The sequence below is a fragment of the Pseudomonas sp. NPDC087817 genome, from assembly GCF_044742875.1.
In the GTDB taxonomy this organism is placed as follows: Bacteria; Pseudomonadota; Gammaproteobacteria; order Pseudomonadales; family Pseudomonadaceae; genus Aquipseudomonas.
Map to the genome: position 1 here is coordinate 38,838 of NZ_JBIUVJ010000004.1, position 11,734 is coordinate 50,571.

Genomic DNA, 11,734 nt, shown 5'->3' on the forward strand with positions numbered 1-11,734 from the left:
ACCTAACTATAGGGTGGTAACACAAGTGAAATTTATCAGCAGTGTGTTCTTGGTTATTAGTTAAGCACTTTCGTTCATAGGCGTCTGCTTCTGGCCGAAAGCAGCCCCATTCCCTGCTAATCTCCCCCTCATGAAAACCGCCATCATCTCCGACACCCACGGCCTCCTCCGCCCCGAAGCCCTTACCTTCCTCCAAGGCGTCGACCTCATCATCCACGCCGGCGACATCGGCAGCCCTGAAATCCTCGACCAACTAGCCGAAATCGCCCCACTCCACGCCGTACGCGGCAACAACGACATCAACCTCCCCTGGGCCGCCGCCCTCCCCGACCACCTCACCTTCAACCTCAACGGCTGGCAAACCCTCCTCACCCACGACATTGCCGACGTCCCTACGGACCTCGACCCCACCATCAGACTCATCATCACCGGCCACTCGCACAAGCCCTTGATCGAATGCCGCGGCAATCGCCTGTACCTCAACCCCGGCAGCGCCGGTCGCCGTCGTTTCAAACTCCCGGTCACGCTGGCCTTGCTCGATGTCACTCCAGACGCCTTGCAACCCGAGCTGATCCACCTGCTCCCCTGAAACTTTTCCTCGAACCGCGCCCTGATCACCTACCCTCATAGACTGTGTGATCAATTCGGGTCCGTCCTTTCCATGCGCAACACATTGAACTCGCTGTTTTTTATCGCACTCATCCTGCTCGTTTCGGGCGGTTCTTCACCGTGGGCGGCGGATCTGCCCGCGCCTTCCGAGACCGCAGCCGCGCCGTTGCCGGTGATCAATCAAAGTGACTTGCAGGCGCTGCAACAGCGGCTCGATGGGCTCAAGCAGCAGATTTCGTCGGCGAACAATTACAACCAACTCGAAGGGCCGCAGGATCGGGTGCAGGCGTTCATTCTGGATGTCGATCGGTTGTCGGCGTCGTTGTTGCCGCAGCAGGCGCAACTGGCGGTGCAGTTGGGGGTGCTGGGGGCGGCGCCGGATACGGGGGTGGCGTCGGAGCAAGCGGATATCATCGCGCAGCGGGCGTCGCTGGCGGAGCAGAAGAACAAGGTCGATGCGACGCTGAAGAACCTGGCGGCGTTGAAGCAGAGTGCGGCGGATCTGATCACGCAGATTGCCGGGATCCGACGCACGTTGCTGGAGAGTGAGCTGACGCTGGGCACTGGCACGGTGTTGAGTCCGGATTTCTGGGCGCCGCTGGTGAATCCTCGGGATGACGATCGGCAGCGTTTGCGTTTTTTTGTTGGCCAGGTGGGCGATACATGGGCGACGGTGTGGGCGCCGGGGCAGCGGTTTTACACGACGGTGCTGGTGTTGCTGGCACTGCTGATCTGGACAGTCGGGCGCAGGCTGGCTGATCGGGGCCTGACGTGGTTGTGTATTCATCGCATGCCGGAGGGGCGTGTGCGGCGCAGTGCGTTGGCGTTTGCTTCGGCGCTGGCGACCATCGTCACCACGGGAATTGCCCTGCAGATCCTGTTTTACGCCTGCACCCGGCACGCGCCTTTGCCGCCGGTGCTGGAGACGTTTTCCGAGGAGTTTGCCAAGGTTGTCTATGCCTGCGTGCTGATCACCGGGCTGAGCCGCGCGCTGTTGTCGACCAGGCATCCGTCGTGGCGGCTGCCAGCGATTGCCGATCCTGTGGCGCTGGCGTTGAAGCCCTACCCGCGCATTCTTTCCGGCACCTTGCTGGTGCTGGTGACGTTGGTGCAGGTCAGCAACGCCACCGGCATGAGCAGCCAGATCGTGATTGCCGGACGGGGCGTGATTGCGATGGTGGTGATGGTCATCGTCGTGACGATGCTGCTGCGCGTGAGCAAAGTGCGCAAAGGCTTGCTTGCCGCCAATGATCCGCAGGCGACGGGCAACACCTTTGCCGGGGTGATCTACACCGCTGTCAGTCTGGCGATGTTTGTCTCGGCCGTTGCCCTGCTCACCGGTTACGTGTCGCTGGCGCGGTTCATCACCTATGAAGTGGTGTGGGCTTATATCGTGCTGTCGGGTTTTTACTTGCTGATCCAGGTCATCAAGGACGGTTGCGAGTACGTGTTCTCGCCCAAGCATTCAAGCGGCAAGGCGCTCAAGCAGTTGCTGGGCATTGGCGATCGACGGCTGGATCAGATTTCGATTCTGCTCTCCGGGGTCAGCCGCGCCGGGCTGTTACTGCTAGCAGTCATCGCGCTGTTTGTTGGCGGCATCGGCACGACGCTGGGGCAGTTGTTCCACAACATCATGGCGATCCTCGGTGGTGCTGGATTGCGCAAGTTGAACATCGTGCCCGGGCATTTGCTCAACGCGGTTTTGGCGCTGTTGATCGGCATCTACCTGATCCGTGCCTTGAGCCGTTGGCTGGACAACGAGTTCCTGCCCAAGACCGATATGGACCCGGGCATGTGCGCGTCGTTGAGCACGCTGTTTTCCAATATCGGTTATGCGCTGGTGATCCTGCTGACACTGTCGTCGCTGGGGGTGCAGTGGACCAATCTGGCGTGGATCGTCAGTGCGCTGTCGGTGGGTATCGGCTTCGGTTTGCAGGAGATCGTGAAGAACTTTGTTTCGGGTCTGATTCTGCTGACCGAGCGCCCGGTCAAGGTGGGGGATCTGATCAGCATCAGTGGCGTTGAGGGCGATATTCGCCGGATCAATGTGCGCGCCACGGAGATTCAGTTGAGCGACCGTTCGATTGTGATCGTGCCGAATTCCCAACTGATTTCGCAGAACCTGCGCAACGTAACGCTGGGCGGCAGCGCTCAGGGTGTGGCGTCGCTGGAGCTGATGTTTCCGCTGGATATCGATCCCGAGCAAGTCAAGGAACTGCTGCTAAGCACTTACCGGGAGAACGAAAGCATCCTCGACAAACCGGCGGCGTTCGTGCGTTTCAGCAAGTTGTCGCCGGAGGGCATTACGCTGACCATAACGGGGTATGTGGGCAGCCCGAGGATTGTCGGGGTGACTAAAAGTGATTTGTTGTTCGAGATTCTCAAGCGATTGGGGGCGGCGGGGATTGAGTTGGCGAAGCCGCCAGCAAGTGCCTGACTCACCTTGCAGCCCCCCCCCCCCCGCAGGAGCTGACATAAATGGATTTATACCTGCACGCCAAATAGACAATTTCATTTATAAATCTTCTTTCTCTAGCCTCTCGCCATCTTCCCCTTCCGAGAGAGGCTCACATGCCCTTTGTCATTTACATCTTCACCCTTAGCGCTTTCGCCCTGGGTCTGGCCGAATTCGTGCCGATCGGTCTGACGGACGTCATGGCCCGCAGTCTCGGCGTCGACGTCGAAGCCACCGGGGCGACCGTCACGGCATATGCCTTGGGCGCCACGCTGTCCGCGCCGCTGTTCAGTGCATTGACCGCCCGCTGGTCACGCAAGAACGTGATGCTCGCCACGGCGCTGGTGTTCAGCGTCGGTAGCCTGGCGGCGGCATTTTCGACGACATTGACGCTGATGCTGGTCGCGCGGTTTATCGCCGGCATGGGGCATGGTCTGTTTCTGGCCGTGGCTTCGAGCACGGCGGCGCGGTTGGCCGGTCCCGGTCGGGCTGGCAGTGCGGTTGCGGTGGTGTTCGGTGGCTTTACCTTGGCCATGGCGATTGGTGTGCCGATCAGCACCTATCTCGGCGGTGTGATGTCGTGGCGTCTGGTGTTGGCGGCGATTGCGGTGTTCGGTGCGATTGGCTTCTTCGGTTTGCTCTTCGGCATGCGTGATCCGTTGCCAACAGCTGCCGACAGCGGCTCGGCGTTGCACAGTCTCAAGGCGTTGCTCAACGGCAAGTTGTTGGCCGGCGCACTGGTGACGGTGCTGGGTTATGCCGGTTCCTTCGTTGCCTACACCTACATCGCACCGGTGCTTACCGAGGTCACTGGCACCACCGCCGCCACGGTCGGCGTGTTCATGTTGTTGTACGGCGTGATGGCGGCTATCGGCAATGTGTTGGGCGGTAAATTGACGGATGCCTGGGGTGTCGACCGCGCCAGTGCTGCGTTGATCGCCGGCATCGTGCTGGTGACGGCGGGCATGTGGGCGTTCTCAGGTTCAGCGTTGATGATGGGTGTGCTGGTCGCCCTGCTGGGTATGTTCAGCTTCGCCGCAGTGCCGGCGTTGCAGGCGCGATTGATCGGGGTTGCCGAGCGTCATGCGCCGCACGCTCATGGGGTCGCGGCGGGGTTGAACATTGCCGGATTCAATTCCGGAATCGCGCTGGGGTCAGTGCTGGGCGCCGTCACGATCAGTCAGGTTGGTCTGAGCTTCGTCGGGCTCACCGGTGCAGCGGTTTCGGCGCTGGGCCTGTTGCTGGTGCTGAGTCAGATGTCGGCCACATCAAACTATCGGGCGGCTGAGAACCTGTAGGCCTTCGATAGGCGGAACGCCGTAATGGCGTTCCGTTCCGGCAGGCACAGTGGTAAAAGCAACCGTCATCCTTTGGGCGCCAAAGCACCATGAGCCACCTCACCCACTTGCGAACCTTCCTCGAAGCCTACCGCGCCAAGTCGTTTTCCAGGGCAGCGGAACACCTGGGCATCACCCAACCGGCAGCATCAATGCACATCCAAGCGGTGGAAGCGCTGGTCGGCAAACCGCTGTTCCAGCGCTTGCCACGTGGTGTCGAGCCGACTGAAGCCGGGGATGAACTGGCGCGCTCGGTGGCGCCGTTTCTCGACGGACTGGAAAGCAAGATTGCCTCGCTGCGCCCGGGCCTGATGAAGGGCGGCACAGTGCACCTGGTCGGCCCTTCGGACTTCATCCACGCGCAAGTCGCCGCTCGCCTCGCGCCGTTGATGAACGAAGGCTTCACCCTGCGCTTTCACACGGGCGCTAAAAAACGCATTTATGAAATGCTCGATTCGAAGCAAATCGACTTCGCGATCACCGCGTCCATGCCCGACGAACACTCCCATGGCTACGCGCATCTGCTCACCGAACGCATGTTGCTGGTGTACGCGCCGAGTCTGCTGGAACGCCTCGGGCAACAGCCGACCGCAGAGCAACTCAAGCAAGTGCCGCTGATTGCTTTTGACGAGGATCTGGCGCTGGTACGGCCGTTGTGGACGACGATGTTTCAGGTCGCGCCGCAACTGCAAGCCGCGTTGACCATCCCCGATCTGCGGATCATCAAGGACCTGCTGCTCGGCGGTCACGGCTGGAGTGTCCTTCCGGATTACCAGTGCGCCGACGCCATCGCTGACGGTCGGCTGATATCGCCGACGTTGCCCAACGAAGCGCCGGTCAACGCGCTGTATCTGGTGTGGCGCAAAAGCGTGATCAAGAGCCCGAGCCTGTTATACGTGCGCGATTTCCTGCTCAACGCCTTCCACTGACCTCAGGCCGGCGCCCAGCGCCGATGCAGCCACCGCGCCAACGCATCAAGGGCAAAACCCAGCACACCGATCAGCAGCACCATTGCCATCAATTCCGAGTACGCCAGGCGATCACGCGTATCGAGAATGAAATAGCCCAGCCCCGCGCTGACCCCGAGCATTTCGCACGGCACCAGGACGATCCACAGGATGCCGATAGACAGCCGCACGCCGGTCAGCACATGGCCGAGCACACCGGGCAGAATCACTTTGCGCAGCGTTTCCCAGCGCGTGGCGCTGAGGCTGCGGCTCAATTGCAGCCAGCGCGGATCGAGTTGGCGCACGCCGGCGACGGTGTTGAGCAGGATCGGCCACACTGCGGCGAAGGTCAGCAGAAAGTAGATCGGCTGATCACCGACGCCCATCAGCATCACCACCACCGGCATCCACGACAGCGGCGAAATCATCCGCAGAAACTGAAACGCTGGCGTGGTCGCTGCTTCCAGATGGCGGTAACTGCCGATCATCAGGCCCAACGGCACGCCGATCAGCAACGCCAGTAGCAGGCCGACCAGAATCCGTTTCAGACTGACCAGCACATGCTCGTACAGCTCTGGGCGCAGCAGCAGTTCGCCGAGGCTTGCGAGCGTTGCTTCGGGTGAAAAGCGCTGCGCCAGACTGTCGCTACCGCCGAACACGTGCACGCCCAGCCACCACAGCAGCAACAGGCACAACAGCCCGGCCACGCCCAGCACACCGTGGAGTGTCGATGAAGTTTGCGTGCGCATCAGAGGCTGAACTCCTCGCTGCGTTCGAAGCTGTCCGGCAGGCCGAAGGTCTGCATGCCGCCGACAGCGGCGATGGCATTGCGCACGAAACGCTCGTCGACCAGATCGCGCGCGGTGTGCTGCGGATCGAGGTTGGCGAGGAAGCCCTTGTCGCCTTCGATCAGGGTGTCCTTGAGGCGTTTGACCAGTTCTTCGGTGTAGCTGGGGAACGGGTACGGCTGGAAGTCGATGCGCTGCTCGTCCCAATGGCTGTGCTGGATCGCGCCGCTGGCCAGGTATTGTTCGCGGTCGCTGACGGCGGGCGACAGCACCCGGTCGAGCACCGGTTGCGCGTGCGGCGTGTAGCGGTTGCTGCCGTCCTTGGACAGCAGTTTGGCGGCCTCGGCGCGGTTGTCGCGGGTCCACACCTGCGCCTTGACGATGGCGTTGACGACTTTTTGCGACCACTCGGGGCGGTTGTTCAGATCCTGCTCGTGCATGAACACCACGCAGCAGGCGTGATTGCGCCAGACGTCGCCGGTAAAGCGTTGCACGCGGCCGACCTTGAGGTCTTCGGCCAAGGCGTTGAAGGGCTCGGCGACGATGTAACCGGCAATGCGTTTGGTCGCCAGCGCGGGCGGCATGTCCGACGGTGGCAACACCAGCAGATTGACTTCGTTTGGCGCCAGCGCAGCACTGGCGGACTTGCTCACCGGCACCAGTCCGTTGTCGCGAAACAGCTGCTGCACCACCACGTTATGGATCGAATACCAGAACGGAATCGCCACCGATTGCCCGCCCAATTGCTTGACCTCGGTGATGCCCGGCGCCACGGTCAGGCCGGAGCCGCCGACGTGGTTCCAGGCGACGACCTTGGCCGGGACTTTACTGCCGTAGCGCGCCCACACCGTCATCGGCGACAGCAGGTGAATCACGTTGACCTGGCCGGAAATGAACGCCTCGATCACCTGTGCCCAACTGCGCAGGAGCACCGGGCGCTCGGCCTGAATGCCCTCGGCCTCGAACAGACCATTGTTGTGCGCGACCAGTAACGGCGTGGCGTCGGTGATCGGCAAATAACCGATGCGCACCGGGGCATTTGGCTCGGACGCGGCGCGAGCGCTCAGGCTGTTGAGCAGCGGCAACGCGCCGCCAGCGGTCAGCAGCGCGCTGAGTTTGAGGAAGTCACGACGTGTGTGAGTGAAGTCGTCCAGGCACATGGTCAATCTCCGACGTTGCGGGCAAAGGATGGGTGTGAGGATTGCGGCTCGCCCGCCGAAGGGTTTTGAGGATGTCGATGCGCAGCGCGCCCAGTTCTTCAACCAACTCGGCGCGTGGCTGCGGCAGGTCGATGCGCCACTCGCCGAGGATGTGCGCCGGGCTGTCACCCAGTAGCAGAATCCGCTCGGAGAGCAGCAGGGCTTCGTCGATGTCGTGGGTGATCAACACGGCAGCGGTTTGATGGTCAGCGATCAATTGCAGCAGCAGTTGTTGCATGTCGGCACGGGTGATTTCGTCGAGAGCACCGAAGGGTTCGTCGAGCAACAGCACTTGCGGCTGACGCGCCAGACAACGGGCCAGCGCGGTGCGCTGGGCCATGCCGCCGGAGAGTTGCGCGGGATGTTGCTGACGAGCGTGTTCGAGGCCGACGGCGGCAATCGCATGATCGATGCGCGCCTTGCGTTGCTCCGCGCTCAAGTGCGGTTGGCGGGCGAAGTCGAGGCCGAACGCGACGTTCTTTTCCAGCGTCAGCCACGGCAACAGGCTCGGGTCCTGGAACGCCACCGCAACGCGCGGATGCGCACCGGTCAAGGGTTCGCCGAGCAGGCTCACGCGGCCCTGCTGCGGTTGCTGCAAACCGGCCAGTACGCGCAACAGGCTCGATTTGCCGACGCCGCTCGGGCCGAGAATGGTCACCACTTCACCGGGCTGCAATTGCAGGTCGAAGTGTTCCAGCACGGTGTGCCAGCCCTGCTCCCGTGGGTAGCCGAGGCTGATGCCTTGCGCGTGCAGCAGCGGCGCACTCATGCCGCCGCTTCCCGTTTTTGTCGCTGCAGTTCGGCGCGCAATTGCACCAGGCTCGGCGTGACAATCGGCACGAATGCCGACTCGCGCCAGCGCCGGGCAAAACCACTGCCGTGTTCGGTGAGATAGGCCTTGCCACCGCTGGCCTGCAATTCCAGTTGCACGGCGTTCGCGGCGGCTTCGGCCAGGGCGATACGGATCTGGAACAAGGCCGCCGGTTGGGTCAGGAAACGCCCGTCGTGCAGGCCTTTTTTCAGCTCATCGACGCTGTGCGCCAACTGCTCGCGTTGCTCCTGCAACGGTTCCAGCAAGATCGAGCGGCCGTCCTGCAAATGCCCTTCGACTTCCGCCAGCGCACGTCGCGCCAGACCGATGGCCATGCCGCATTGCAAACCGAGAAAGGCTGGCCGCACCGCTGGCAGAAACTTGCGCGCATCGTCATGCAGCAGCCATTCACGACCGACCGCCACCCGGGAAAATTCGATGGCGGCGGTGTTGCTCGATTGCAGGCCCATCAGTTGCAGATCGGCAGAACGTTGCACGCCGGCCGCACCATCGGGGATCGCCAGCACGAACGGCGAACCGCCCTCCCCGTGCTCGATGGCGGCGGCCACGACAAAACCGCTTTTGCGCAGATTGGTCACCCAGTGCAGGCGCCCGTGCAATGTCCAGCCATCGGTCTCGGTGGCGGCACGCACTGTCAGCGCTTCGATGCCGGAGAGGAATTTCATTGCGTTGGACAAACCCGTGGCGCCGGCCAGTTCGCCGCTGAGCAGCGACGGCAGGAGTTTTTCTCTCAACGCGAGGTTGGGACTTTGCAGCAGGTATTCGATGAAGGCGCGCTGGCCCCAGAACACAAACGCAGCCGCCAGCGAATGACTGGCGACGGCGGCCAGCACTTCCACGGCGTCGGCCACATGGCCGCCACTGCCCCCCAACTCGGGGCTGATGCCGACGCGCAACACCTCGGCCTTCGCCAGTTGCGTGAGCACGTGTTGCGGGTCACCGTCGCCTGCATCCAATGCCTGGGCGTTGTTGTCCAGCCATTGCATCAATGCCGGATTGAGCATGTCGTTTCTCCTTTTACGCAGCAGCCTCAACCATAGACGACGCTGCCTGAATCGATGAGCCGATTACGCGCGATACGGTGCCAGCTCGGGGTTGAGCGGCGTATCGGCGAACACGTTGGCGAAGTTGCACAGGGTCGCCAGACTCACGCCAAGAATCACTTCCAGCGCGTTGCCTTCGGTGTAACCCGCAGCCTTGAAAGCGATATAGGTCTGGTCGCTGACCTTGCCGCGAGTGGCGATGACTTCGCGGGCAAACGCCGCCAGGGTTTCGAGTTTTTCCACGGGCACGGTGGCTTTCTCGCGCAGTGCACTGACCACTTCCGCCGGCAGTTTTGCCTTATTCAGCGCGACGGCGGTATGACCTGCGACACAGAAATCGCAACCGTGATGGGTCGCAGCAATCAGTTGCACCACTTCGCGCTCGGCGAGACTGAGTTCGGCTTTGCCATTGAGCGCCGATACCGTAACGTAGGTCTCCAGCGCGGCCGGGGCGTTGGCCAGCACCGCCAACAAGTTGGGGATGAAGCCGGAGTTCTTCTGCGCGTTTTCGAGGAACGGCCGGGCTGCTTCGGGTGCGCTTTGCAGGGTGTGTAGAGTGACGCGTGACATGGTGAGGACTCCTGCTGATGAGTGTCCGGCCAGTCTGTTGGTTATAAAAATTCCGATCCATATTCAAAAGTAGCGATTACTTGCTCTTGAGTGTTTCCATTAGATGATTTCGTTCAGCCCACTGGTTGATTGGTTATTAGAAAGCCTCGAACTCGATGCGAGTCTGTTTCACGTCGGCCGCTATTGCGGTGGCTGGCATGCCAGCACTCATGGCCTGGCGCGGGCCAGTTTTCATCTGATCGTGCAGGGGCATTGCTGGTTGCATATCGACGGGCATGAACCGGCGCTGCGGCTGAATGCCGGGGATGCAGTGTTCCTGTTGCGCGATCTCGATTATCGCCTGTCCAGCGCTGAAGACTCGCGGCTGGCACAGACGCTGCCGCGCATGGCGATGACCGCGCTGGATCGTGCGGCCGAGGATGGTGTGGGCCTGGTCTGCGGGTTCTTTCATTTCAAGTCCGGGTTGTCGTCGCTGATCATTGAGGGTTTGCCGGACTGGATCATTCTGCGCGCCGGAGATCCTTCCTCCAGTGCGGCCCGTGCCTTGTTCGAGTTGATTCTGGAGGAATGCGCACGCTTGCCGGTGCCCTCCTCGACGCTGCTTGAACGCTTGAGCCATCTGCTGTTTCTTTATGTCCTGCGCCAGCAGATGGCTGACAACCAGCACCTCGGCGGATTGGTCGCACTGGCGCGTAACCCGCAATTCGCGCCGCTGCTCGATCAACTGATCGAGCAGCCGCAGTTGCCGTGGTCGCTGGAAAGCATGGCGGCGTGCATCGGCGTTTCGCGCTCGGCGTTCTTCAAACGCTTCAATGAACTGGCCGGGCAGTCGCCGGGGCAAGTGTTGCTGGCCCTGCGCATGCGTCACGCTTGTCAGTTGTTGCGGGCCAATCACACGGTCGAGCAGGTGTGTGCGGCGGTCGGCTATCAATCGATTGCGGCGTTTACCCGGGCATTTGCCAAGTCGGTGGGCGTGCAACCGGGGGCTTATCGCAAGCAGCATGAGGGGGTCTGACGGGCTGCCTTCACAAAGAACCAAAACGAATTAACAAATACAAAATCAGTATTTATCGTTATAAAAATATTGGCGTACGCTCACTTTCATCCCGTCATTGATCACAGTGAAGTGCGCCATGAATCCAACTGCCAACCTGATCGACTTCGCCGCCTACCGTAAACGCCGCCAGGCCCAGAATCTTGCGCGGGCGATGTGGGAAATGTATGCGCGCAATGCCGGTTATCAGGCGTTTCAGTGGGTGCAGACTGCGCATTCCAACGAGCCGCGCCAAGCGTGAACGCCCGTGACCCCTCGCGCTTTCTGGCGAGCGCGGATGAGCCTGTGCTGGACCTGAACAACCTCGAATCACTGGAAGAAGACCCGATCTGCGAACGGGTCGCACAGAATCTGCAGCGTCTGCGCAGCAAGCGTCATTTGTCACTGGATGGTCTGGCGCGCCAGTGCGGTGTGAGCCGGGCGATGTTGGCGCAGATCGAGTCCGGGCGCAGCGTGCCGTCGATCAAGGTGCTGTGCAAAATCGCCAAGGGTTTGAAGGTGTCGGTGGCCGCGTTTCTCGAGCACCGGGCGTTTGAAGGTGTGGCAGTGTTGTCGGCGAACCAGAGCAAACGGCTGGTCAGTGCCAGCGGTGCGTTTGTCAGTCGGGCCTTGTTTCCATTCGACGTGGCGCGTCAGTCCGAGTTTTACGAATTGCGCCTGAGCCCGTTGGGTGAAGACCAATCCGAGGGCCACGGCCCGGGTGTGCAGGAAAACCTTGTGGTGGCTCAAGGCGTGCTGGAGATCAGCGTCAACGACGAGCGCTACCTGCTCTCGACCGGCGACTCGATCCTGTTCTACGCCGACCAGCCTCACCGCTACCGCAACCCGGCCGACAGTGAAGCCGTCGCCTACCTGGTCGTCACCTACCCCGAACGCCTCGACTGATCCTTACCTCTCTTT

Annotated in this window: 12 protein-coding genes; 7 read left to right on the forward strand and 5 right to left on the reverse strand. The window is 61.6% G+C overall.

What is annotated here, in order from left to right; all coding sequences use genetic code 11:
* The first annotated feature begins 130 nt into the window (after positions 1-130).
* From ACIONG_RS05440 to ACIONG_RS05455, 4 genes are all read left to right on the forward strand, one after another.
* Complete coding sequence (locus ACIONG_RS05440; protein ID WP_401297254.1) at positions 131-589, forward strand: metallophosphoesterase family protein; 459 nt, start codon at positions 131-133, stop codon at positions 587-589.
* Between the two features lie 72 nt (positions 590-661).
* Positions 662-3,046, forward strand: coding sequence for a DUF3772 domain-containing protein (locus tag ACIONG_RS05445; RefSeq protein WP_401297256.1), 2,385 nt, complete (start codon positions 662-664; stop codon positions 3,044-3,046).
* A gap of 134 nt (positions 3,047-3,180) precedes the next feature.
* Positions 3,181-4,362: an MFS transporter gene (locus ACIONG_RS05450; RefSeq protein WP_401297258.1), complete on the forward strand. Its 1,182-nt coding sequence runs from the start codon at positions 3,181-3,183 to the stop codon at positions 4,360-4,362.
* A gap of 89 nt (positions 4,363-4,451) precedes the next feature.
* A complete protein-coding gene (locus ACIONG_RS05455; protein ID WP_401297260.1) occupies positions 4,452-5,330 on the forward strand; it encodes a LysR family transcriptional regulator in 879 nt (292 codons plus the stop codon).
* Between the two features lie 2 nt (positions 5,331-5,332).
* Here ACIONG_RS05455 and ACIONG_RS05460 read toward each other — a convergent pair whose 3' ends face one another.
* The 5 genes from ACIONG_RS05460 to ACIONG_RS05480 form a co-directional block, all read right to left on the reverse strand.
* Positions 5,333-6,097: an ABC transporter permease gene (locus tag ACIONG_RS05460; protein ID WP_401297262.1), complete on the reverse strand. Its 765-nt coding sequence runs from the start codon at positions 6,095-6,097 to the stop codon at positions 5,333-5,335.
* Positions 6,097-7,296 carry an ABC transporter substrate-binding protein gene (locus ACIONG_RS05465; protein ID WP_401297264.1) on the reverse strand — a complete coding sequence of 400 codons (1,200 nt, stop codon included), beginning with the start codon at positions 7,294-7,296 and terminating at the stop codon, positions 6,097-6,099. Before ACIONG_RS05465 ends, ACIONG_RS05460 begins: the two co-directional genes overlap by 1 nt.
* Complete coding sequence (locus ACIONG_RS05470) at positions 7,262-8,104, reverse strand: ABC transporter ATP-binding protein (protein WP_103306975.1); 843 nt, start codon at positions 8,102-8,104, stop codon at positions 7,262-7,264. Before ACIONG_RS05470 ends, ACIONG_RS05465 begins: the two co-directional genes overlap by 35 nt.
* The gene (locus tag ACIONG_RS05475; protein ID WP_401297266.1) at positions 8,101-9,171 is read right to left on the reverse strand and encodes an acyl-CoA dehydrogenase family protein; all 1,071 of its coding nucleotides are present in this window, start codon (positions 9,169-9,171) and stop codon (positions 8,101-8,103) included. The genes ACIONG_RS05470 and ACIONG_RS05475 overlap by 4 nt, the downstream gene beginning before the upstream one ends.
* Before the next feature lie 63 nt (positions 9,172-9,234).
* Positions 9,235-9,780: a carboxymuconolactone decarboxylase family protein gene (locus ACIONG_RS05480; RefSeq protein WP_401297268.1), complete on the reverse strand. Its 546-nt coding sequence runs from the start codon at positions 9,778-9,780 to the stop codon at positions 9,235-9,237.
* Positions 9,781-9,883: 103 nt separating this feature from the next.
* Between ACIONG_RS05480 and ACIONG_RS05485 the strand changes: the two genes are divergently transcribed.
* The 3 genes from ACIONG_RS05485 to ACIONG_RS05495 all read left to right on the forward strand — a co-directional run bounded on the left by ACIONG_RS05485 (position 9,884) and on the right by ACIONG_RS05495 (position 11,719).
* A complete protein-coding gene (locus ACIONG_RS05485; protein WP_401297270.1) occupies positions 9,884-10,795 on the forward strand; it encodes an AraC family transcriptional regulator in 912 nt (303 codons plus the stop codon).
* Positions 10,796-10,913: 118 nt separating this feature from the next.
* A complete protein-coding gene (locus tag ACIONG_RS05490) occupies positions 10,914-11,075 on the forward strand; it encodes a hypothetical protein (protein ID WP_401297272.1) in 162 nt (53 codons plus the stop codon).
* A 53-nt stretch (positions 11,076-11,128) separates the two neighbouring features.
* Complete coding sequence (locus ACIONG_RS05495; protein WP_401297573.1) at positions 11,129-11,719, forward strand: helix-turn-helix domain-containing protein; 591 nt, start codon at positions 11,129-11,131, stop codon at positions 11,717-11,719.
* The last annotated feature ends 15 nt before the right edge of the window (positions 11,720-11,734 follow it).